At 59.4% G+C, this 20,138-nt stretch carries 22 protein-coding genes, 3 tRNA genes and 2 pseudogenes; 13 read left to right on the plus strand and 14 right to left on the minus strand.

Features of this window, described 5'->3' with window-relative positions:
- Window positions 1-46 precede the first annotated feature (46 nt).
- Window positions 47-1,672: an NADP-dependent glyceraldehyde-3-phosphate dehydrogenase gene (locus BLO80_RS22020; RefSeq protein ID WP_092330276.1), complete on the plus strand. Its 1,626-nt coding sequence runs from the start codon at window positions 47-49 to the stop codon at window positions 1,670-1,672.
- 15 nt (window positions 1,673-1,687) lie between these two features.
- On the opposite strand, the gene BLO80_RS22025 is transcribed toward BLO80_RS22020, so the two are convergent.
- Window positions 1,688-2,581, minus strand: coding sequence for a DMT family transporter (locus tag BLO80_RS22025; RefSeq protein ID WP_092330279.1), 894 nt, complete (start codon window positions 2,579-2,581; stop codon window positions 1,688-1,690).
- Between the two features lie 133 nt (window positions 2,582-2,714).
- Here BLO80_RS22025 and BLO80_RS22030 point away from each other — a divergent pair, with 133 nt between their 5' ends.
- Window positions 2,715-3,152, plus strand: a complete 438-nt coding sequence (locus tag BLO80_RS22030; RefSeq protein WP_003202176.1) for an Lrp/AsnC family transcriptional regulator — start codon at window positions 2,715-2,717, stop codon at window positions 3,150-3,152.
- Window positions 3,153-3,193: 41 nt separating this feature from the next.
- Here BLO80_RS22030 and BLO80_RS22035 read toward each other — a convergent pair whose 3' ends face one another.
- Together BLO80_RS22035 and BLO80_RS22040 are read right to left on the minus strand one after the other, a co-directional pair.
- On the minus strand, window positions 3,194-4,540 hold the full coding sequence (locus BLO80_RS22035) for a hypothetical protein (RefSeq protein ID WP_092330281.1): 1,347 nt from the start codon (window positions 4,538-4,540) through the stop codon (window positions 3,194-3,196).
- A gap of 383 nt (window positions 4,541-4,923) precedes the next feature.
- Entirely contained in the window at window positions 4,924-5,595 is a 672-nt protein-coding gene (locus tag BLO80_RS22040; protein ID WP_092330284.1) for a Bax inhibitor-1/YccA family protein, read from the minus strand.
- 124 nt (window positions 5,596-5,719) lie between these two features.
- Here BLO80_RS22040 and BLO80_RS22045 point away from each other — a divergent pair.
- A tRNA-Ser gene (locus BLO80_RS22045) sits at window positions 5,720-5,807 on the plus strand.
- A gap of 283 nt (window positions 5,808-6,090) precedes the next feature.
- Here the strand turns inward: BLO80_RS22045 and BLO80_RS22050 are convergent.
- The 3 genes from BLO80_RS22050 to BLO80_RS22060 are packed head-to-tail and all read right to left on the minus strand — an operon-like array spanning window position 6,091 to window position 8,873.
- Complete coding sequence (locus tag BLO80_RS22050) at window positions 6,091-7,092, minus strand: NAD(P)H-quinone oxidoreductase (RefSeq protein ID WP_092330287.1); 1,002 nt, start codon at window positions 7,090-7,092, stop codon at window positions 6,091-6,093.
- On the minus strand, window positions 7,093-7,425 hold the full coding sequence (locus BLO80_RS22055) for a carboxymuconolactone decarboxylase family protein (protein ID WP_092330290.1): 333 nt from the start codon (window positions 7,423-7,425) through the stop codon (window positions 7,093-7,095).
- A gap of 11 nt (window positions 7,426-7,436) precedes the next feature.
- Window positions 7,437-8,873: an NAD-dependent succinate-semialdehyde dehydrogenase gene (locus BLO80_RS22060; RefSeq protein WP_092330293.1), complete on the minus strand. Its 1,437-nt coding sequence runs from the start codon at window positions 8,871-8,873 to the stop codon at window positions 7,437-7,439.
- Between the two features lie 221 nt (window positions 8,874-9,094).
- Here BLO80_RS22060 and BLO80_RS22065 point away from each other — a divergent pair, with 221 nt between their 5' ends.
- From BLO80_RS22065 to BLO80_RS22075, 3 genes and pseudogenes are all read left to right on the plus strand, one after another.
- A complete protein-coding gene (locus BLO80_RS22065; protein WP_092330375.1) occupies window positions 9,095-10,024 on the plus strand; it encodes a LysR family transcriptional regulator in 930 nt (309 codons plus the stop codon).
- Window positions 10,018-10,248, plus strand: a pseudogene (locus BLO80_RS22070) (prohibitin family protein); the annotation flags it as partial. The gene BLO80_RS22065 and the pseudogene BLO80_RS22070, both read left to right, overlap by 7 nt.
- A 264-nt stretch (window positions 10,249-10,512) precedes the next feature.
- Window positions 10,513-10,897: pseudogene (locus tag BLO80_RS22075) on the plus strand (DAHL domain-containing protein); the annotation flags it as partial.
- Between the two features lie 126 nt (window positions 10,898-11,023).
- On the opposite strand, the gene BLO80_RS30360 reads toward BLO80_RS22075, so the two are convergent.
- Both BLO80_RS30360 and BLO80_RS22085 read right to left on the minus strand, forming a co-directional pair.
- Window positions 11,024-11,215, minus strand: coding sequence for a DUF2188 domain-containing protein (locus tag BLO80_RS30360; RefSeq protein ID WP_092330295.1), 192 nt, complete (start codon window positions 11,213-11,215; stop codon window positions 11,024-11,026).
- Window positions 11,216-11,316: 101 nt separating this feature from the next.
- Window positions 11,317-12,216: a polysaccharide deacetylase family protein gene (locus tag BLO80_RS22085; protein WP_092330298.1), complete on the minus strand. Its 900-nt coding sequence runs from the start codon at window positions 12,214-12,216 to the stop codon at window positions 11,317-11,319.
- Between the two features lie 239 nt (window positions 12,217-12,455).
- Between BLO80_RS22085 and BLO80_RS22090 the strand changes: the two genes are divergently transcribed.
- The 3 genes from BLO80_RS22090 to BLO80_RS22100 all read left to right on the plus strand — a co-directional run bounded on the left by BLO80_RS22090 (window position 12,456) and on the right by BLO80_RS22100 (window position 13,635).
- A complete protein-coding gene (locus BLO80_RS22090; protein WP_060742222.1) occupies window positions 12,456-12,710 on the plus strand; it encodes a DUF6555 family protein in 255 nt (84 codons plus the stop codon).
- A 150-nt stretch (window positions 12,711-12,860) separates the two neighbouring features.
- A complete protein-coding gene (locus BLO80_RS22095; RefSeq protein ID WP_092199408.1) occupies window positions 12,861-13,091 on the plus strand; it encodes a hypothetical protein in 231 nt (76 codons plus the stop codon).
- Window positions 13,092-13,209: 118 nt separating this feature from the next.
- Complete coding sequence (locus BLO80_RS22100; protein WP_092330301.1) at window positions 13,210-13,635, plus strand: hypothetical protein; 426 nt, start codon at window positions 13,210-13,212, stop codon at window positions 13,633-13,635.
- A 33-nt stretch (window positions 13,636-13,668) separates the two neighbouring features.
- Here the strand turns inward: BLO80_RS22100 and BLO80_RS22105 are convergent, their stop codons facing one another.
- Both BLO80_RS22105 and BLO80_RS30730 read right to left on the minus strand, forming a co-directional pair.
- Entirely contained in the window at window positions 13,669-13,896 is a 228-nt protein-coding gene (locus BLO80_RS22105) for a PLD nuclease N-terminal domain-containing protein (RefSeq protein ID WP_047698619.1), read from the minus strand.
- A gap of 83 nt (window positions 13,897-13,979) precedes the next feature.
- Complete coding sequence (locus BLO80_RS30730; protein WP_371914585.1) at window positions 13,980-14,309, minus strand: hypothetical protein; 330 nt, start codon at window positions 14,307-14,309, stop codon at window positions 13,980-13,982.
- A 139-nt stretch (window positions 14,310-14,448) separates the two neighbouring features.
- Between BLO80_RS30730 and BLO80_RS22115 the strand changes: the two genes are divergently transcribed.
- Window positions 14,449-14,811 carry an NUDIX hydrolase gene (locus tag BLO80_RS22115; protein ID WP_092330303.1) on the plus strand — a complete coding sequence of 121 codons (363 nt, stop codon included), beginning with the start codon at window positions 14,449-14,451 and terminating at the stop codon, window positions 14,809-14,811.
- Window positions 14,812-14,886: 75 nt separating this feature from the next.
- Here BLO80_RS22115 and BLO80_RS22120 read toward each other — a convergent pair.
- Window positions 14,887-14,973: transfer RNA gene (locus BLO80_RS22120), tRNA-Leu, on the minus strand.
- Window positions 14,974-15,166: 193 nt separating this feature from the next.
- Window positions 15,167-15,240 (minus strand) — tRNA-Cys (locus BLO80_RS22125).
- 362 nt (window positions 15,241-15,602) lie between these two features.
- Here BLO80_RS22125 and BLO80_RS22130 point away from each other — a divergent pair.
- The 3 genes from BLO80_RS22130 (at window position 15,603) to BLO80_RS22140 (ending at window position 18,488) form a co-directional block, all read left to right on the plus strand.
- Complete coding sequence (locus BLO80_RS22130; protein ID WP_175459537.1) at window positions 15,603-16,424, plus strand: SRPBCC family protein; 822 nt, start codon at window positions 15,603-15,605, stop codon at window positions 16,422-16,424.
- Window positions 16,424-17,596: a zinc-dependent alcohol dehydrogenase gene (locus tag BLO80_RS22135; protein WP_072405698.1), complete on the plus strand. Its 1,173-nt coding sequence runs from the start codon at window positions 16,424-16,426 to the stop codon at window positions 17,594-17,596. The genes BLO80_RS22130 and BLO80_RS22135 overlap by 1 nt, the downstream gene beginning before the upstream one ends.
- A gap of 112 nt (window positions 17,597-17,708) precedes the next feature.
- The gene (locus tag BLO80_RS22140) at window positions 17,709-18,488 is read left to right on the plus strand and encodes a TSUP family transporter (protein ID WP_092164354.1); all 780 of its coding nucleotides are present in this window, start codon (window positions 17,709-17,711) and stop codon (window positions 18,486-18,488) included.
- On the opposite strand, the gene nudC is transcribed toward BLO80_RS22140, so the two are convergent.
- Both nudC and BLO80_RS22150 read right to left on the minus strand, forming a co-directional pair.
- On the minus strand, window positions 18,456-19,286 hold the full coding sequence (gene nudC / locus BLO80_RS22145; RefSeq protein WP_092330309.1) for an NAD(+) diphosphatase: 831 nt from the start codon (window positions 19,284-19,286) through the stop codon (window positions 18,456-18,458). The genes BLO80_RS22140 and nudC overlap by 33 nt on opposite strands.
- Before the next feature lie 6 nt (window positions 19,287-19,292).
- Window positions 19,293-20,105, minus strand: coding sequence for a crotonase/enoyl-CoA hydratase family protein (locus BLO80_RS22150; RefSeq protein WP_092330311.1), 813 nt, complete (start codon window positions 20,103-20,105; stop codon window positions 19,293-19,295).
- Between the last annotated feature and the right edge of the window lie 33 nt (window positions 20,106-20,138).

Below are 20,138 nucleotides of genomic sequence, written 5' to 3' on the forward strand. Positions count from 1 at the left end.
CTGCAAGCCGCCCGCCCATGGCTCATTTCATTGATGGAGTAACGACATGACCACAGCCCCCTTCCTCGCCAACCTGTTTCCCGGTGCCGCCGACATCCCCGACGCCTACCGCCTCGAAGGTCGGATCGAGCAACGCGAATACCTGGTCGACGGTGTCCTGGAAACCTGGCAAGGGCCACTGGCCGTCGTCCGCAGCCCCGTCTACCTGACCGGCGAGCTGGGTGATGAACAAGTGATTCTCGGCAGCACGCCCCTGCTGGATGCCGAGACCGCCCTCACCGCCCTGGACGCCGCCGTCCGGGCTTACGATCGCGGCCAGGGCCAGTGGCCGACGATGCGCGTCGCCGAGCGCATCCGCCATGTGGAAACCTTTCTGGCGCGCATGCGCGAGCAGCGCGAGGCCGTGGTCAAGTTGCTGATGTGGGAGATCGGCAAAAATCTCAAGGACTCCCAGAAGGAATTCGACCGCACCTGCGACTACATCGTCGACACCATCAATGCCCTCAAGGAACTGGACCGCCGCTCCAGCCGGTTCGAGCTGGAACAGGACACCCTCGGGCAGATCCGCCGCGTGCCCCTGGGCGTGGCCTTGTGCATGGGCCCCTACAACTATCCGCTGAACGAAACCTTCACCACGCTGATCCCGGCCTTGATCATGGGCAACACCGTCGTGTTCAAGCCGGCCAAGCTCGGTGTGCTGCTGGTGCGGCCGCTGCTCGAAGCCTTCCGCGACAGCTTCCCGGCGGGTGTGATCAACGTGATCTACGGCAGCGGCCGGGAAACCGTCAGCGCGCTGATGGCCAGCGGCAAGATCGACATCTTCGCCTTCATTGGCACCAACAAGGCCGCCAGCGACCTGAAGAAACTCCACCCGCGCCCGCACCGCTTGCGTGCCGCCCTGGGGCTGGATGCGAAGAATCCCGGGCTGGTGCTGCCGGACGTGGACCTGGACAACGCGGTCAGCGAGGCGTTGACCGGCTCGCTGTCCTTCAACGGCCAACGCTGCACGGCGCTGAAAATCCTGTTTGTCCATGAAGACGTGGCACCGGCATTCATCGAGAAATTCAACGCCAGGCTGGCCGGCCTGAAACCCGGCATGCCGTGGGAAGAGGGTGTGGCGCTGACGCCATTGCCCGAGGCGGGCAAGGTCGACTACCTGCATTCACTGGTCGCCGATGCGGTCGCCAAGGGTGCGGAGGTGAAGAATGTCCACGGTGGCGAGTCACGCAACTCATTCTTCTATCCGGCGGTGCTGTACCCGGTGAACACGGCGATGCGGGTCTACCACGAAGAACAGTTCGGCCCGGTCGTGCCCATCGTGCCGTACCGCGACCTCAATACCGTGATCGATTACGTACTGGAGTCCGACTTCGGCCAGCAGCTCAGCATTTTCGGCACCGACCCGGCACAAATCGGCAAGCTGGTGGACACCTTCGCCAATCAGGTCGGCCGCATCAACATCAACGCCCAGTGCCAGCGTGGCCCGGACACCTTCCCGTTCAATGGCCGGAAGAACTCGGCCGAGGGCACCTTGTCCGTCCACGATGCGCTGCGCACCTTTTCCATCCGCACGCTGGTGGCGACCAAGTTCCAGGAGAGCAACAAGGCGTTGATCAGCGACATCATCCGTGAGCGGGATTCCAACTTCCTGACCACGGACTACATCTTCTGAGCCACGCCCGGTGGGCTACGACAGGGCTGGGCGACGCCACTTGATGCCCCAGCCCTGTTGCATGCCGGCAGCCGCCAGCAGGATCGCCGCCACCCCCAGCCACTGCAGCGGTTCGAGGCGATGGCCGAAGGCGAACCAGTCGACGAAGATCGCCGCGATGGGATAGATGAACGACAGCGCCCCGGTCAACGCGGTCGGCAACCGTTGGATGGCGCTGTACAGCAGCACGTACATCACGCCGGTATGCACCATGCCCAGGGTCAACAGGCTGGCCCAGGCCTGGGTGTGTTGCGGTAACGCCGAGAAGTTCGCCCAGGGCGCCAGCAGCAACACGCCGGTGCTGACCTGGATCAAGGCGATCAGATGGGGTGGCGTGCCCGTCAGGCGCTTGATGATCAACGCCGCGACGGCGTACAACAACGCAGCCCCCAACGCCAACGCAATGCCCAGCAGATAGTCACCGCCGCCCTGCCCTTGCTCACCATGGGCACTGACGATGGCCAGCATTCCGAGAAACGACACCGCCAGCCAGAACAGTTTTTGCGCGGTGATCTTCTCCCCCAGGAACAACGCCGCCAGCCCTACCAACATGAACGGCTGGACGTTATACACCGCTGTGCCGATGGCGATCGAAGCACGGGCGTAAGAGGCAAATAACAACACCCAGTTACCGACGATCGCCACTCCACTGAGCACCGCCAGCAGGAGGGTGGCACGGGTGAGGATGCCGGGCCGCAAAAAGCCGAAACCGGCGCAGATCAGCAGCAAAGTCACGGCGCCGAACACGCAGCGCCAGAACACCACATCCAGCACCGGCAAACCGGAAACCAGCACGAACCACCCAATGGTTCCGGAGATCAGCATGGCGGCGGTCATTTCCAGCGAACCGCGGCGTAAGGTCTTGTCCATCTTCAGGCTCCTTCAGCAAGTGGGCACAGTATGCCGAGCAGACCGGGGCCTTCTCCATGGCTTGAAAAAGGCTAAACTGCGTTTCGACCTTTTTTATCAAGGCAACTTCATGCATTCGCCTAATGGAGCTGAAATGACTGACGACATTGACCAGATCCTCATCAGCGCCCTGATGGAAGATTCCCGACGCTCCCTCAAGGCCTTGGCAAACCTCAGCGGCCTGTCCTCCCCCAGTGTCGCCGAACGTCTTCGCCGGCTCGAGGAACGCGGCGTGCTCAGGGGCTACACCGTCGAGGTGGACCCCAAGTGCTTCGGCTATCAACTCCAGGCCATCGTGCGCATCCGCCCGCTGCCAGGGCAGTTGCAGGAAGTGGAGCGGCAGATCCAGGCCATCGCTGAATTCACCGAATGCGACAAGGTTACCGGCGACGACTGCTTCATCGCGCGCCTGCATGTGCGCTCGATGGAACAGCTGGATACCTTGCTGGACAAGCTCAATGTCCACGCCGAGACCAATACGGCCATTGTCAAGAAGACCCCGGTCAAGCGGCGGTTGCCGCCGATGGCGTGAGTGGAAACCGGCCTCGGGTCGTCCGAGGCCGGGAAAGAGGGTTATTCGAGCTCTTCCAACTCGGGACTGCGCTGCACTTTGTGTACTTGTTCCTCAGGCGCGTTGCTCGCTTTGATCAACCTGAGCGTCTGGAGCTTGGTGCAAGCATTGACGCCATCGGCATAGACGCCGCTGTGGTTGCACTTCCAGTCATAGAAATTGGCCAGGGCTCCGGACAATTGCAGACTGTAGTCCGTGCTTTGCGTGCCCGGGCTGAACGGTTGACCGGCCGGAATGTTCTGGAACCATTGCATCCAGACATCGCCTCCCACAGGTGGCGGGTTGGCCTGGAACGTCGGGTTCATGATCGCCAATTGCTGGTACTCGGCGGTCATGTGGCAACTCAGGCAGGACGCCTGGGGGTTGTCCACCGGCCCATTGAGTCGCCCGTTCCAACCCAGGTGGGTCGGTGGCAGTTCCTGGGTGGCGTTGATCGCGGTCTGTTTCAGGGCCGGGTTGATCTTGGTGACCACCGGCTTGGGGTTGGTGAAGTCGTTGCCGGTTTCCTGGGGATCATTGCCCCACATGATCCCCACCGGCACCAGATTGTTCCAGTTCGCCTTGCCGGTCTTGGCGCCGTTGTATTGGAACGTGCCGAACAGCCAGCCGGTATCGCTCACGCGGGTGTCGCGCACGGCAATGTCCATCTGAATCAGCGCCACCTTGGTGACGGACCGTTTTGTCGAGCTGAAGGTTTCGGTGGTGTAGGCTTTCCAGAGCAACGGATTGGCCAGGAACGGCACCGTCTTGACGTCTATATCGGCGAACAGCGCCTTGCAGACCACCGTGCCGTTGGCAAAGCTCTTGGGTTTGGAGGTATGGCTTGGGTCTGGATTATCCGGGTCCTTCCAGACCTGGCCGATGGTGTAGGCCCCTATGTCGTTATAGATACCCACCGCGTAGGTCTGCCCGCTCTCGGTTTGCGTACTTGCCAGTTGCCCGGGTTGAATCGGTGCCTCCTTGGTCAGCCCGCTGATGCCTTCACGACCGTTGGGACCGTAATGCTGCCAAGGCATGTGATACCACCGGCGAATCTTGTTGTTCTGTACCTTCCAGCCGATTTCAGTATTGCCTTCCAAACAGTATTTCTTCACTTCCTCCATGTACGGGCGCCAGGTTTCGAAGTCATTGGAAAATGTCTTGGGCAAATGTTGGAAGAATGCCGGTACCGACGATGCGCCCGGGGCCACCTTCGGATAGTCCTGGCTGAGCTGGAACGGCGCTCCGGCGTATGCACTCTTGGGCGGGGCGTAGCCGAAATCGGGGAAGACTCCGGCATGGACGCTAGCGGTGGACAATGCCCCCGTCAGGGCCAGCCACGCAATGATCTTTCCTTGAGGCTGCTTCATCAATATCTCCTTATAGGGAAGCGTCTGCTATCGCATCGGATTCCTGGCCGATGTGCAGGGCCTCCTTCTGTTATCAGGCTGCAGCACGATGCCCAAGCCTGCTCACGGTCCTGCGGAGTCGCCTTGATAGCCTCCCGATCCCACCGAACGGCCACGACCAGACCGGGCTCGGTAGCCGAATACGTGATGGGGGAACTTCAGGTAGGTAACCAAGCGATCCACTTCTTGCCTCCCATGGCAATACGCTTCCATTTCCATAGGTGTAGATCATTTATTCAAAGGTGCCATCTGTTTCAGATTTTTTGTTGGCCATTGGCCACAACTCGAAACACGGGCGAAAAAAAGCCCGCCGAAGCGGGCTTTTTCGTTCATCGCGGATGCGATCAGTCGTCGCGACCCATCAGGCCGAACAGCTGCAGCAGGCTGACGAACAGGTTGTAGATCGATACATACAGGCTGACAGTCGCCATGATGTAGTTGCGCTCGCCGCCGTGGATGATGGCGCTGGTCTGATACAGGATGCAGACCGACGAAAACAGCACGAAGCCGGCGCTGATCGCCAGTTGCAGGCCGCTGATCTGGAAGAAGAAGCTGGCCAGCACGGCCCCCATCAGGACGAAGAAACCTGCGGTGATGAAACCGCCGAGGAAACTCATGTCCTTGCGGGAAATCAGCACGTAGGCCGACAGGCCACCAAATACCAGGGCGGTCATGGCAAAGGCCGAGCTGACCACTTCGGCGCCGCCCTGCATTTGCAGGTAGCGATTGAGGATCGGGCCGAGCAGGAAGCCCATGAAGCCGGTCAGGGCGAAAGCCGACACCAGGCCCCAGGCCGAATTACGGAGTTTGTTGGTGAGGAAGAAAAGACCATAGAAACCGATCAGCACGACGAAAATGTTCGGGTAACCCACCCGCATCTGTTGTGCGACGTAGGCCATCACACCGCTGAAAGCGAGTGTGAGTGCCAGCAGGCCATAAGTGTTGCGCAGGACGCGGCTAACCTCTAGCTGCTCAGCCTGCACGCTGTTGTTCACTGCGTAATCCTGTTCGCGCATGGCGACACTCCTCCGGTTTTGAAACATTCAGTGGCAAGGATCATAACAGACGCTCTGTAACAAGCTACGTAGAGAGTTTGACAGTGTGTTTCATTCCGGTATTATGGCGCCCGCAACGCAATACGGAGGTGTGGCCGAGTGGTTTAAGGCAACGGTCTTGAAAACCGTCGACTGTAACAGGTCCATGAGTTCGAATCCCATCGCCTCCGCCATATTTGATACGACAAAGCCCTGATTATTCAGGGCTTTGTCGTTTCTGGCATTCAAGAATCCGGACCACCATTGTGACTCCGAAGCGCGATCCCTGCCCTTTACTGTGAATCTGGCCGCAGTTGAGCGGTCGTAGGCGCGCCTATTTGAAGAGGTAAAGAGCTCCTCAGCCCCAAATTGCTGGCACAGAATGGTTCACGTTAAGTAAGCTTTTGGCCGAAAGCGGTCAGTCGTGATCGTCGGCTATCGGCCAATCGCTGCCTGCCACGATTAGCCTGGCCAGCCTTAAAGCAAGTCTTCAGGCTGCATCGTCAAAATGATTTTTCCGACGTTTTCAGAAGACTCCATGCGGCGGTGAGCATCGGCAGCCCGTGATAGTGCAAACGTGCTGTCGACAACAGGCTCAAGGCCTGCGGCACCCTCGAAGCGATCAAGCCAGTGTTCGCGGAAGCGCTTGATCATGGCGTGCTTCTCCGGCTGCGTGCGCGACTTCATCACCGTACCGATGATTTGCACATGGCGGTAAAGAATGTCCTCTAACGCAACGGTCACGTTGCCACCTCCGCCAAGGATGCCGACCTGCACCAGGCGGCCACCCTGAGCAAGGGAGGCGATGTTGCGGGCGAAATAGGGCTCACCGATAAAGTCGATGATCACATCGACGCCGCGACCCTGGGTTTTGTCGGCGATCACCTCAGCGAAATCCTTCGTCTTGTAGTCGATCGCCACATCAGCGCCCAAATGCTCGACACGCGCCAACTTGCTGCCTTCGGTCGTCGCATACACCGTGGCGCCTGTAGCGTAAGCCAACTGCACCGCGGCAGACCCGACGCCGCCCGCAGCCGCGTGAATCAACACCGAATCACCGGCCTTGAGGCGGGCCAGGTGCATCATCGCTTCATGGGCCGTGACGAAGACCTCGGGTATTGCCGCCGCGTGTACATAGTCAAGCTGCGCGGGGATGTGCATGGCCATGCGGTAATCGATGCGTGCCAGCTCGGCGTAGGCGCCGCCTCCGACCACGCCCATGACTCGATCACCTACCTCGAATCCCGTCACCGCGCTACCTGTCTCGATCACTTCACCGGCGATTTCCAGGCCGATGATCAACGAGTCACCGAAATTCGGATGGCCGTACCCACCGGTCCGGTGCGTCAGATCCGCACGGTTCACCCCGGCGGCGTAGACACGTACCAGCAGGTCGTCCGAACGGACGTCAGGAGTGGCAACGTCTGCGAGTTCAAGAACGTCTGGCGCACCAAATTCTCTGATGTTGATGGCTTTCATTCAGTTGTTCTCCGTGTCGCTGAACGTGGCGTTGGCGATAGCAGACGCGGTGATGGCGCCAGGGAAGCCCACGTAGAAAGCCAGGTGCGTGATCGCTGCCGCGAGTTCGTCTTGGGTTACACCGTTGCCGGCCGCCCGGCGTAAGTGAGCAGGCAACTCTTCCGAGTGACCACCGGCAATCAATGCCGCCACGGTGATCAGGCTACGCTCACGCGGGGACAGCGCCGGGTCACTCCAGATCTGCGGATAAAGCATCGAGTCGACGAATTGCGACAGCTTCGGCGTGAACGCGCGCGCTGCTTCGCGAGGACTGTTGAAGTTGAGCTTGGACATGGGCGAGTTCCTTAAACCTGGCTGATGAATTTGTGAGTGAGATAGTGCTCGATGCCTTCAATGCCACCTTCGGAGCCGTGACCGCTTTCTTTCATGCCGCCGAACGGGAGCTCGGTCGCGACGATGCGGTATTGATTGATTCCGATCATCCCGGCCTCCAATCCGTCAGCGACATCAATGGCCGTGCGCGCGCTGGAGGTGAACGCGTAGGCCGAAAGTCCGTAGGGCAGGCGGTTGGCTTCTTTCAGTCCATCATTCAGCTCATCGAATGGCATCAGCACGGCGATGGGGCCAAAGGGTTCTTCGTGCATGACGCGGGCGTTCATCGGCACATCCGCCAAAACCGTTGGCTGGAAGAAGTAGCCTTCACCTGACAAGGCTTCGCCACCGACCAATACCCGTGCACCTTTCTCGACGGCATCGGCGACTAGTTCTTCCATCTTCGCCAATTGCCTTGGGTTGGCCAACGGTCCGACTTGAGTGTCCGGGTGCAGGCCGTCACCTATCCTCAGGGCTTGGGTCGCAGCGACAAAGTGATCGACAAATGCTTGATAGGCGCCACGCTGTATCAGAAACCGAGTGGATGAAATGCACACCTGCCCAGTCCCGCGAAACCGGTTCGCAACACCTTCGATGGCGGCTTTTTCAATGTCGGCATCTTCGAACACCAGTACCGGTCCGTGCCCACCCAGCTCAAGGGTGATGGGCTTCACGCCTTCGGCAGCTCGTGCAGACAGCAGGCGGCCGATGGGCACCGAACCGGTGAAGGTCACTTTGCGAATGATCGGTGAGGCGATCAGATGGCTAGACACTTGATCCGGTACGCCAAAGACCACTTGCAGCACACCCTTGGGCAACCCTGCATCGTCGAGTGCACGCGCCAGGGCCAACGCTGTGGAGGGGCTTTCCTCACCGGGTTTGATAATGACGCTGCAACCGGCGGCCAGCGCCGCCGATAGTTTGCGTGCCGGGGTAATGGCCGGGAAATTCCACGGTGTGAATGCGGCAACTGGCCCGATTGCCTGGCGTTTGACCAGTTGCAAAACGCCTGGACGATTGGCCGGGACCACACGGCCATCGATACGCCGAGCGCTTTCGGCGAACCATTCGAAATACTCCGCCGCGCGGGTCACTTCATCCAGGCTTTCACCCAGCGGCTTGCCTTCCTCCAGGGTCATCTGTGCGGCAATCTGGGGTGCACGTTCAAGGATCAGGTCGGCGGCACGCTTCAGGATTTTTGCGCGTTGGTCAGGCACGGTCTGGCGCCATTGCTCGAAGCTCAGACGTGTCACTTCAAGGGCGTGATCAAGGTCGCTCGCGGTGGCGAGTGGGACGCGTCCGATTTCCCGGCCGGTTGCCGGGTTGACGACAGCGGCGGTATCGCGCCCTTCGGTACTGATCCATTCACCACCGATGAAAAGATAAAGCGGGTTGTAGGAAGTCTTCATGATGTGGCCTTCAGTTGGTTGTCAGAGATTCGTAAGAAACCCGGCGCCTGTTCAGGCGGCCTGTGCAACCAAGTCTATGGAAGGAGCGCCCCTTGATTTAGTCGGGCCGAAGGGAATCATTGTTGTCGCCAGAGGTAATATCGAGCCGCAGGCCGAACGTGTAGCATCCGGAAAAAATGCGCGCTATCACGGGTGAGCGTCAGATCTATAGGAAGGTCGCGATGGATAAGCTTTCGAACATGTCGGTGTACATAAAGGTTGTCGAGATGGGCAGTTTCACGGCCGTGGCCAATCATCTGGACTCCACAGTCGGTAATGTATCGCGTGCTGTATCTGCGCTGGAAAACGTGCTCGATACACGCCTGTTGCAACGCTCGACCCGACGTCTTTCGGTCACCGATGCAGGGCGACGGTTCTATGAGCGCTGCACGAAAATCCTGGCTGATCTGGAAAGTGCCGAAGCCGAAGCCAGCAATGCGGCGCTACAGCCGAGGGGAACACTGCGCGTGCATTGCGTTCCCGGGCTGGCTCGGCATCTGGTCACGGGGGCCGTGCTGGAGTACCGCCGGGAGTTCCCGGAGGTGACTGTGGACTTATTACTCTCGCAACGCATGCCTAACCTGTTGGAAGACCAACTGGACGTCTCGATTCTGATCGCCCGTGCGCTACCCGATTCGGCGTATGTCAGCAAAAAGATCGGTGTCAGCCATTGTGTGCTGGTGGCGTCGCCAGACTACCTAGCCCGGCATGCGGCCCCCGAAACGCCCGAAGACTTGCGTGATCATCAGTGTCTGCTGCTGGGTACCGTGGACTATGTGCGGGATGAGTGGCAACTCAAGAGCAGAGCGGGGGACGCGACATTTGTCCCGACGGGGCCAAGTTTCAGCGTCAACGATATGGATGCGATGGCGCTTGCCATTCGAGAGGGCGCGGGGATTGGTTTGTTGGCCGGGTTTACAGCCATCGACGATTTGCGTTCCGGCAAGCTAGTGCGGGTTTTGCCTGACTACCATACCTATGAGCGCAACGTGTACGCCGTCTATACCTCCCGGCAGTTTGTCGATGCAAAAATCACCCGGTTTATTGAAACGCTGAATGATCGGGTTGGCAGTCAGCTGGCAGCCACGGCCAAAGAACTTATCGACGGGTGACCCAGGCCCAGGCGGAAGCCGATTCGCAAGTGGCCCAGGCCAAGGCAGACGCACTGGCAACCGAGCTGCGCGGCAAAGCCGAAGCCGAGGCCATCAAGGCGCGGGCCCAGGCCCTGGCCAGCAACCAGAACCTGATGGAGCTGACCAAGGCCGAGCGCTGGAATGGCGTACTGCCCACCACCGTGCTGCCGAACAGCGCCATGCCCTTCATCGACATCAAGTGACACCCCAGGCGCGGCCTCCCTGGCCGCGCCAGCTCCATCCCGGAGCGCCCCCGAGCAAGCGTCGCCCCTCTCTAGCGCTACACTGCCAATGAACCCGACGTTCATCGTTAGCAGGGAGCTCAACGTGTACCCAGGCAAAAGCAGACCGACACGCACCACCGTACGACGATTACCTCGCCTCCCCTTCGGCTCAAGCCTTGAGCAACTCCCTCCTCCCGGCAATTCACCGACGCATTCGATTAGCATCCTGGACAGGAGAGTCGCGTGACCACTCTTATCAAGAAATATAAATGGCCTGCCCTGTTGGCCGTCGCGCTTATTGTGTTCTCCGCACTGATATTCTTTTTGATCAAGTCATACACGTACGACTCATCGACCTACTTCGAGTCCCGCGATTTCATTCGTCAACTCAAACAATCCGATGCGAACTGGAACGGCAAGGTCCTGAGGAAAAAGATCGGCATCAACAACAACCTGTCACTGGCCCCGCCCCCCCGAGGCCGACAGTCGCTGGCAGCAGTTGGGACGACTCAACAACTCCGGCCCCTTGGCGGCGCTTTGGGCGTCCCGCCGCCAGGGTTATTTGGATGCCGTCAAGAACAAGACCTTGCTGGTGGAGCAATTCGAACAACACAACGCCCGTCTGCGCGCACAATGGACACACTTTGATGGGCGCCCTGGAAAAACTGTGGGAGCGAGCTTGCTCGCGATAGCGGTGTGGCTGTCACCCAGATTTTGAATGCACTGACCGCATCGCGAGCAAGCTCGCCCCCGCCTATTTCGTATTCCCAGGCCGAACGCTACGGCTTCTCCGGGTCGGCAATGCCGCCGCGTAGGCCAGCGCTTCCTCGCGGGAAGCAAAGGAGCCCAAACGGTCAGCCTGGGTACAGACTCGCCATGGGCCACTGTTTACGCTGAGCACGTCATAACCGTTGATGTGCATTTTCGTCATCATCGCAGTACTCATGATCACCTCCGACTTTAACAAGGGTGCATCACCTACCATACACGCTGATGACCCAAGGCTGCCGACCGGACGTCGCGAAGCCGACTGCACCCGTGATGCTCTCAGTGGGAATCCGAATCCCACAGCCAGTCCCACAAGCCCGGCAAATGCACGGGCTCTGCACTGTGATCGACCGTCCGGGCCAAAGCCGCTCGCTCCAATGCCTGATGGTCATCGTAGAACGGCTTGGCGGCGGTCCTCATGCCGGTCGCCTTGGCGCTATCGACCAGGATCTGCAGGTATTCGCGGGCATGTCGGGCGGTATAACGATTGATGTCGTGAAAGGTCACCACCACCGGGATGACCCCATCCACCGCTGGCAGTTGCCCGGCGGCGATGCGCTCGCGCACTTCGGAGAGTTGTCGGGTCAGGTTGATCCGCCGCCGAGGGCTCATCGTGATGCCCCAGACCTTGCCGTCGTTGGCGCTCAGGTCAGTCAACAGGATGTGCAGGCCATGTTGTCGGTAGGCCGCTGCGGTACGCCTGTCGAAACTCCAGAAAGGCGGCCTGACCAGGGACGGTGCCGCGCCGGTCATGGCGGCGATATCACTCCCGCCGCGGGTGAGCGATTGCTCCAGCTCATCAGGGCTCAGGAACCGATGATTGGTGTGCCAGTAGGTCGCCGTATGGAAACCCAGCACATGGCCTTCCTGCTGCTGCCGACGCATCACCGAGCGGCCGATATCACTGCCGCCGCCCCGCGGCCCGCGGGTCTGCAGAAAAAACACAGCCTTGATGCCGGGCTGTATCGGGTTGTCTGCGAGCGCGTCCAGCACTTGCAGGCTAGGGTTCCAGAAAGACGATGCACTGGGTCCATCGTCGAATGTCAGCAGGAAACGGATCGGGGGTTGTTCGAGCAAGCGTTGTTCGGTTTGCGGCGTCAGTTCGATGGGGGCACCAATGCAGCCCGATAAACCGATGGCGAGGGCTGCGATGGACAGGACCCTGGCGATTTTTTTCATGTTTTGCCTTTAGTTGATGCCGCGTTGCTTCGCCTTTGATCCCTGGCCGACGGTGTTGAAGCCCACGTTGGAGAAGGGTAACCGGGTTTGGTTCCTTGCAGTAACAATGGCCGTTCGCAAAATGTGTTATCGCCCCCGTGCTTGAGCTTGAGCGGTATTAATTTGACCGTCTGGAAATTCGATGGAATTTTCCCAATGCCTTTGCATCCATCCGTATAGGACTATATTAGGGAGGATTTATGGGCGGGCCATCGCTTTACATCATTGACTACATACTCCATGGCGAACCCAAGTCATTCATTATTCGTGCAGAAGTGATGAATAACTCCGAGGCTTGGCATTGGGCCAGTTGCGACGCGGGCGTTGGGCGTATACCGAAATTCGGCAGGGAGAAGGTCAAGCGGGTTTCCAAGCCCCTGGCGGAGAAATACGGCATTACCGATGTACGCTGGCGGGCGAGCGTCGCGCCGACCTGGGTCAAGGAGTCCGGCTGAAATAATGTGTACGTTTCCGGCGCGCCGGTTGTCTGGCCGGGCGCCGGATTCTTCGACAGATCCGAAACAACTCAACTACGCTTAAACCACAGCATGACCCGCCCCTGGCGGGTTTCGTGCTGCCTCATCAACCCTGAATGGAGGTGCGACATGTCCGAAAAAGAGTCCATCACCACCCTGCTCACCCTGCTGGAGTCACGTCAGGCCAGGCTCACGGCAGCCTGCAAGGAAATCGCCGATTGGGTCGACCACCAAGGTGGGCACCCTACCGCGGTGCGTATCCGCGACCGGCTCGCCGACATCGACAAAGACGCTCCGTCGATCCAGAGCGCGCTGACGTCACTCAAGCCCGCTGAACCACCGCTGCCCAAGTTCCGCTGACACGCTACGTCAGAGGTTTCCCTTGAGCTCTACCGGTTGAAAAACCGATGGAACGCGGCCATTTTTTGCGCCTCGAAATGGATAGGCACCGGTGCAAAAGCCGCAGAGGGAAAATCACATGAATACCAGAATCCTGCTATTGATCGCTTGTGCGAGCCCCGCCACCGTCATGGCCCAAGGCTGCGACGTCACCACCCAATCCCAGAGCCAGTCGGTCCCGGTGATCGAAAGCCATAGCTGCTACGAATACAAAGGCATGCCCGCCGAAACCCTGGATTGGTCTTGCAGCAATGAAACCAAGGGAACCCTCAGCACCCAAAAGCGTAAAGTCGAGCGTTGTGCCGAGGGATATGTGGCGACCTGCCAGGCCAGGCTGACCCAGGAAGCGTTGGCCAACCCGCGCTCGACCAGCAAAGACAAGCACGGTGGATCGGCCAACCTTCCCGATAATGCCAAAGTGAATTGGTATTACTACGATGTCGAGCAGCTACAGCAGGCCCAGGAAGACTGCGAAAGCACCGGCGGCGAGTGGAAAAGACAGTGACAGGCCAGCATGTGCGACGCAGCTTGTTCGTTCCTAGCCCTTGCTGTGCTCCGGTGATGACGGCCCCTCCTTGATGCCACGGGGCCCGGCTACGCCCCAGATGATCAGCCCCAACACCGGCAGGATGATCAGCAGCAGCGCCCAGCCGGCCTTGGTCCCGGCCGACTTGTCGCTTCGAAAGACACTGACGATCGCCCATAGATCCACGAGCAGCAACAGCACCGCGACAGCGATCCAGAAGTAACTGGCTAATTCAGACATGGCCTAATCCTCTTGTCGGTTTAAAGATTAGGCACAGCCGCTCAGGCGCCGTTCAAAGAATTTCGCCCATGGCGCGTGCGGCACTACCCCCGCTCATTCAGATAAGCGACCCACCGTTCATAGGCTTCATGTTGACGCTGAACCGCCTCATCCCAAGTCGATCCGCTCATTTGATGGACGCATATGAGCTTCATCATTTCCGCTGTCGCCATATCGAGTTCCACCAGGAGTTCATGGGATTTGATCTTGAAGTCTTCAACGGTGGTCATCTGCCTGTCCTTCCCCCTACCGGGAGCAGCCATTGCACCCAACATGGATTCTTTTTTTCGAAGCTGATTCCCTTTGAGGCGATAGCCGGTCGAAAGCCGGGCGCTGACGGTAAGGAAGATCGACTGAAGCGATGACAGACTCAAATGAACTCAGTGTTTTCCACCCCGTGGTGGTCATACGGACAGGACCCTGAATAATCGATATTTGAACGAGCGACTGATGCCAGGCTCAAATATTGCAGATATATTTCAGTTTAATGACAGTCACGGATCGAACACCACCATGAAAATTCGAGCGACCGTCATCTGCGAAGACAATCGCCACGTCCTGCTGGTTCGCAAAGCCAATAGCCGCTGGGCGCTTCCCGGCGGTACCGTCGAACGGGGGGAAACCCATGCGGGGGCGGCCATCCGGGAACTGGCAGAGGAAACTGGCCTGGACGTCGAGAACCTGCTCTACCTGATGCGAATCAATGATGGGCAAACCGAGCATCACGTGTTCGAAGCGTCAGTCCGCGACTCGACGGCGGCCCGGCCACAGAATGAAATCAGCGATTGCCTCTGGCACCCGTTGGATGCCATTGCCCAACTGCAAATGAAAAAGGGCATGCGGGATATTCTCGAGGCGTTTCGCCGGCGATTGTGATGGGTCGGTACAAGCGGGTAACCGAAACGAACAAGGGTTTGCATTAGCTTTCGCCCGCAAACCCTTGATTTTAGATGGTGCCCGAAGCCGGAATCGAACCGGCACGCCCTTACGAGCGGGGGATTTTAAGTCCCATGCGTCTACCAGTTTCGCCATTCGGGCGGTAGCGCGATTAGCCATGGGAACCGTCGGCAAATCCAATGGCCGAAGTCCTGGCTGGTGCAGCAAGAGGGGGAATATATACATCCCTCCCCTGTGAAGCAAGGTCGCTTATGCCCTTTTCAAGACAAAACCTTTCAATGCTTCGAAAATAAAAAAGCTCCGTAAATCATAGATCTACAGAGCTTTTTAAAAGTGGAGGCCGAAGTCGGAATCGAACCGGCGTAGGTGGATTTGCAATCCACTGCATAACCATTTTGCTATTCGGCCTCAAGACGCTCGATGCGATGCAGCCACATCAACCGCGGTACAAACCTGATCAGGAAACAAGCCACTTGCTCAGCGCTATCTCCTTGAAAACATTGAGATTTTTTACGTCCCAGTGCGTTCGATGGGCGCAATTATGTACTCATTTGCCTAGGCTGACAACCCCTTGATTTCAAAAAAAATTCGTCGAACGATCAGCTTTTCCTCCCCTGGCCAAACCAGCCAGCGAATCCCGGACCGCCCTGGCAAACGCTTGAACTGCAGCGCCATGATTCGCCTCATCGGAAAGCTCGCACGTCGACGGAACAACCGCACCTCCCCCCGGCTCATTCCTTATGTCGCCCCTGGAGAATGAGGAAACCATCATGTCTGAACGACCCAAACTGGTTGCGAGCCGGGCAGCGGTGCCGACCCCGTCGCATCCCAATCTCGGCACGCCGGAGCGTGCGGTGTCTTTGCTGGCCGGCACGCTATTGATCGCCAATGGACTGCGCCAGGGCGGGCTCCAGGGTTGGCCGCAGGTGCTGTTGGGTGCCTGTGCCGCCTGGCGCGGTTATTCAGGCACATGCAGGATCAAGCGCGCGCTGACCCACACCCCCTTCGAACAAGCTTTCGAACAGGATCGAGACTGGGACGGCAGCAAGGTGATCTCTCGTAGCATTACCGTGGGTAAACCAAGGGAAGCGGTCTTCGCGTTCTGTCGCAACCCGGGTAATCTCGGTGCGTTGCTGCCCTGGGTCGATGCAATCGAACAGACCGGTGAACGCACCTATCGCTGGGTCGCCCACGGGCCGATGGATAAGACCCTGCATTGCGACATCGAACAGGACGAACCCAAGGACGGCCGAAAGCTGCATTGGACGGCCGCTCGGGATACACGATTCAAGCATGACATCCAGATGCACTTCACTGATGCACCGGCCGGCCGAGGCACGCAACTCAAGGTCATCGTCGCCTGCCAGACGCTCCCCGGTGCTGCGGGATATGCCCTGGCAGCCGCTCTTTCGAAGTTCTCGGACAAAGCCTTGTTGCACCTGCTGCGCAGCATCAAGCAACAACTGGAAACCGGCGAGGTGGCCACTCATCGAATGCACGCCCCCGGCACCAAGGATTTCTTGTTCGTCCATCCGGCCACCAATACCCCTCAAACACCGACCCACCAGCCGTCCACTGGAGGTAACGCCTGATGCGTGCATTGACTTGGCAAGGCCCGAACAAGCTACAAGTTGAAACCGTCGATGACCCGTCCATCATCAATCCCCGCGACGCTATCGTCCGGGTGAAGATGTCGTCGGTGTGTGGGTCAGACCTGCATCTGTTGGGGGGCTACGTACCGACTATGCAGGCCGGCGATATCATTGGCCATGAATTCATGGGTGAAGTCGTGGAGATCGGCTCAGCCGTCAGTTCATTGCGCAAAGGCGACCGGGTCGTCACGGTGTCGATCCTGGGTTGCGGCGAGTGCGAACATTGCAGGCGCTCGGATTTTTCCTGCTGCGACAACTCCAACCCCAATCCCAGCGCCACGGATATCGCCTACGGCCAACCGGCATGCGGGATTATCGGCTACAGCCATGCGTTTGGCGGCTATGCAGGCAGTCATGCGACCTATATTCGCGTGCCGTTTGCCGACGTCAACCTGTTCAAGATTCCCGAAGGCATCCGCGACGAGCAGGCGGTCTTCGTCTCCGACGCGGTGCCCACCGGTTATTTCGCCGCCGATAACGCCAATATCCAACGGGGCGACACCGTGGCGGTATGGGGGTGCGGCGGGGTCGGGTTGATGGCGATGTCCAGTGCCTATTTGCTGGGGGCCGAACGAGTGATTGCCATCGACCGCCTGCCTGATCGCTTGCAACTGGCCGAAGAAAAGACCGGCGCCATCGCCCTCAACTATGAAACCACGGACGTGCATGCCGCCTTGCTGGAGCTCACCGGCGGCCGGGGCCCGGATCGCTGCATCGACTGTGTGGGCATGGAGGCCCATGGTACAGAGGTCGACTATCTCTACGACAAGACCAAGCAAATGCTGCGTCTGCATACCGAGCGCGGGACGGTGCTGCGCCAGTCGATCCGAGCCTGCCGCAAAGGCGGCACGGTCTCGGTGGTCGGCGTCTATGGCGGTCTGCTGGACAAATTTCCCATGGGGGCCATCGTCAATAAAGCCTTGACCTTGCGCTCCGGCCAACAGCCCGGACAGCGTTACGTGGAACGATTGTTCGAGCACATCCAGAAAGGTGAACTGGACCCCTCCTACCTGCTGACTCATCCAATGGGGCTCGAACAGTCGGTGGAAGGTTATGCAATGTTCAAGGAGAAGACACAGAATTGTGTGCGGGCAGTGTTTCGGCCTGAGTGATTGCGCTGTTTGCAGGGCTGCGCACACACCAGCAGTCGCAGCCCTGCACCATTATGGGTAACATACCGGCCTTCCCGCAGCCCTTCTGCGACCTGCCCAATAAGCCCATTCCATGCCTTTCGAACTCAGCGTTGACCTCACTACCCTCGCTATCCTTGCCGTTGTCGCTTTCATTGCCGGCTTCATCGATGCCATTGCCGGTGGCGGTGGGCTGCTGACCACGCCGGCGCTGCTGACTGCAGGTTTGCCGCCTCATCTGGTCCTGGGGACCAACAAACTCAGCTCGACCTTCGGCTCGGCGACAGCCAGCTTCACCTTCTACAAGCGCAAGCTGTTCCACCCGAGGCAATGGACCCACGCCCTCGTCGGCACTCTGGTCGGGGCCCTGACCGGTGCCATCGTCGCCCATTACCTGCCTGCCGAGTGGCTGAACAAGATGCTGCCAGTGATCGTCTTCGCCTGCGGCCTGTACCTGTTGTTTGGCGGCACGCCCAAGGCACCGCTGGACAGCGACGCACCGATCAAGAAGACATGGCAGTCGTCCCAGGGTTTCAGCCTGGGTTTCTATGACGGCGTGGCCGGGCCCGGTACCGGTGCGTTCTGGACGGTCAGCAGCCTGCTGCTCTACCCCATCGACCTGGTGAAGGCCAGTGGCGTGGCACGCAGCATGAATTTCGTCAGCAACATCGCGGCGCTGTCGGTGTTCGTCTTTTCCGGACAGGTGGATTGGGTCATCGGCCTGAGCATGGGCCTGTCGGTGATGATCGGCGCGTTCTTCGGCGCTCGCACCGCCATCAGCGGCGGCGCGAAGTTCATCCGACCGGTGTTCATCACCGTGGTGCTGGGCTTGACCGTGCGCCTAGCCTGGCAACACTGGTTCAGCGTGGCCTAAGCGCCGCGCCACATAAAGGTCGATCAGGTAGCGAGCGATCGAGCGCGAGGCCGGCAACGGTGGCAGGTCGTGGACGTTGAACCATTGGGCGTCCTCGATTTCATCTTCCTGGGGCACGATGTCGCCGCCGGCATATTCAGCGTGAAAACCGAGCATCATCGAATGGGGGAACGGCCAGCACTGGCTGCCCATGTACTGGATGTTCTTCACTTCGATACTGACTTCTTCACGCACCTCCCGCACCAGGCAATCCTCGGCCGACTCGCCGGGCTCGGCAAACCCCGCCAGGGTGCTGTAGACGCCCGTGACGAAACGCGGCGAACGGGCCAGCAGGACTTCATCGCCGCGGGTAATCAACACGATCATGCTCGGTGAAATCCGCGGGTAATGACGCAGGTCACAGGCGTCGCAATACATGGCCCGTTCCAACGAAATCTGGCTCATGCGCTTGCCGCAACTGCCACAGAAGCGATGCTCCCGGGCCCAGGTGCCGATCTGTGCCGCATAGCCCAACACCTTGTACAGCGTGTGGTCGCCCTCGAGCATGAACGCCCGCAGGCCTTTCCAGTGGCAGCCAGGAATATCCAGCGGGCTGTGCAACTCCAACAGGTAGACCGGCTCGCCATCCAGGTGACCGATGCCGTGTTCGGCGAGGATCGACAGGTCTTGGCGCTTGAGCCACTCGCGGGGGAACAGCGCGCCGTTGTCGTCGAACAGAAAGCCTTCCGGGCTACGGGCCACGGCCCAGCCGCCGGGAAGATCGGTATCGAGTACTGCGGTGGTCCAGCGTGAAGTCATGGTCAGTCAATCCAGAAATTCGGGTTTCTGTTTGCTCATATGGGCGGCCATGGCCACGCGCAGGTCGGTCGATTGCAGCATGGCGGCGTTCCAGGTGGCGACGTATTCCAGGCCGTCGTCGATGCGGTGGTCGCGCATGTAGCTGATCATTGCCTTGGTGCCGGTCACGGCGATCGGCGACTTGGCGGCGATTTCCCGGGCAATGCCCAGCACGCCGTCGAGCAGGCTGGCGGTGTCGCTGTAGACGCGATTGACCAGGCCGATGCTGCGCGCTTCTTCGGCACCGAAGGTGCGCCCCGTATAAGCGAGTTCACGCAGCATGCCGTCCCCGATGATCCGGGGCAAGCGTTGCAATGTGCCAACATCGGCAGCCATGCCGATATCGATTTCCTTGATGGAGAACTGGGCGTCCTCGGCGGCATAACGCATGTCGCACGCGGCGATCAGGTCAATGGCACCGCCCAGGCAATAGCCTTGAATGGCCGCGAGCACCGGCTTGCGGCAATTGTCCACGGCGTTGAACGAGGCTTGCAGTTGCAGGATCTTGCGCCGCAGCAGGCGCGCATTGCGTCCCACGTCCTTGCCCAACTCGTTGGCCACACCGGCCAGCATCATCAGGTCGATGCCGGAGGAAAAATGCTTGCCGGCACCGCTGAGCACCACCACCCGCGCCTCATCGGTGTCATCGATCCATTGGAAGATCTCAATGATCTCGCGCCAGAAATCAACGTTCATCGCATTGATTTTTTCCGGGCGACTGATCTGCACATGGGCGATGTTGTCGGCAAGTTCGACGTTGAACGCTTGGTATTTCGACATGGCAGTGATCCTTTACCGGCTGAAAAGAGGCCT

Origin of the sequence: Pseudomonas sp. NFACC56-3, assembly GCF_900100025.1 — a bacterium.
GTDB classification, from domain to species: Bacteria; Pseudomonadota; Gammaproteobacteria; order Pseudomonadales; family Pseudomonadaceae; genus Aquipseudomonas; species Aquipseudomonas fluorescens_AA.

Bases quoted from the DNA above. Each gene is read 5' to 3' on its own strand.
- BLO80_RS22020 (WP_092330276.1), top strand. From the start codon at position 47: ATGACCACAGCCCCCTTCCTCGCCAACCTGTTTCCCGGTGCCGCCGAC.
- BLO80_RS22025 (WP_092330279.1), bottom strand. From the start codon at position 2,581: ATGGACAAGACCTTACGCCGCGGTTCGCTGGAAATGACCGCCGCCATG.
- BLO80_RS22030 (WP_003202176.1), top strand. From the start codon at position 2,715: ATGACTGACGACATTGACCAGATCCTCATCAGCGCCCTGATGGAAGAT.
- BLO80_RS22035 (WP_092330281.1), bottom strand. From the start codon at position 4,540: ATGAAGCAGCCTCAAGGAAAGATCATTGCGTGGCTGGCCCTGACGGGG.
- BLO80_RS22040 (WP_092330284.1), bottom strand. From the start codon at position 5,595: ATGCGCGAACAGGATTACGCAGTGAACAACAGCGTGCAGGCTGAGCAG.
- BLO80_RS22050 (WP_092330287.1), bottom strand. From the start codon at position 7,092: ATGAAAGCCATCAACATCAGAGAATTTGGTGCGCCAGACGTTCTTGAA.
- BLO80_RS22055 (WP_092330290.1), bottom strand. From the start codon at position 7,425: ATGTCCAAGCTCAACTTCAACAGTCCTCGCGAAGCAGCGCGCGCGTTC.
- BLO80_RS22060 (WP_092330293.1), bottom strand. From the start codon at position 8,873: ATGAAGACTTCCTACAACCCGCTTTATCTTTTCATCGGTGGTGAATGG.
- BLO80_RS22065 (WP_092330375.1), top strand. From the start codon at position 9,095: ATGGATAAGCTTTCGAACATGTCGGTGTACATAAAGGTTGTCGAGATG.
- BLO80_RS30360 (WP_092330295.1), bottom strand. From the start codon at position 11,215: ATGAGTACTGCGATGATGACGAAAATGCACATCAACGGTTATGACGTG.
- BLO80_RS22085 (WP_092330298.1), bottom strand. From the start codon at position 12,216: ATGAAAAAAATCGCCAGGGTCCTGTCCATCGCAGCCCTCGCCATCGGT.
- BLO80_RS22090 (WP_060742222.1), top strand. From the start codon at position 12,456: ATGGGCGGGCCATCGCTTTACATCATTGACTACATACTCCATGGCGAA.
- BLO80_RS22095 (WP_092199408.1), top strand. From the start codon at position 12,861: ATGTCCGAAAAAGAGTCCATCACCACCCTGCTCACCCTGCTGGAGTCA.
- BLO80_RS22100 (WP_092330301.1), top strand. From the start codon at position 13,210: ATGAATACCAGAATCCTGCTATTGATCGCTTGTGCGAGCCCCGCCACC.
- BLO80_RS22105 (WP_047698619.1), bottom strand. From the start codon at position 13,896: ATGTCTGAATTAGCCAGTTACTTCTGGATCGCTGTCGCGGTGCTGTTG.
- BLO80_RS22115 (WP_092330303.1), top strand. From the start codon at position 14,449: ATGAAAATTCGAGCGACCGTCATCTGCGAAGACAATCGCCACGTCCTG.
- BLO80_RS22130 (WP_175459537.1), top strand. From the start codon at position 15,603: ATGTCTGAACGACCCAAACTGGTTGCGAGCCGGGCAGCGGTGCCGACC.
- BLO80_RS22135 (WP_072405698.1), top strand. From the start codon at position 16,424: ATGCGTGCATTGACTTGGCAAGGCCCGAACAAGCTACAAGTTGAAACC.
- BLO80_RS22140 (WP_092164354.1), top strand. From the start codon at position 17,709: ATGCCTTTCGAACTCAGCGTTGACCTCACTACCCTCGCTATCCTTGCC.
- nudC (WP_092330309.1), bottom strand. From the start codon at position 19,286: ATGACTTCACGCTGGACCACCGCAGTACTCGATACCGATCTTCCCGGC.
- BLO80_RS22150 (WP_092330311.1), bottom strand. From the start codon at position 20,105: ATGTCGAAATACCAAGCGTTCAACGTCGAACTTGCCGACAACATCGCC.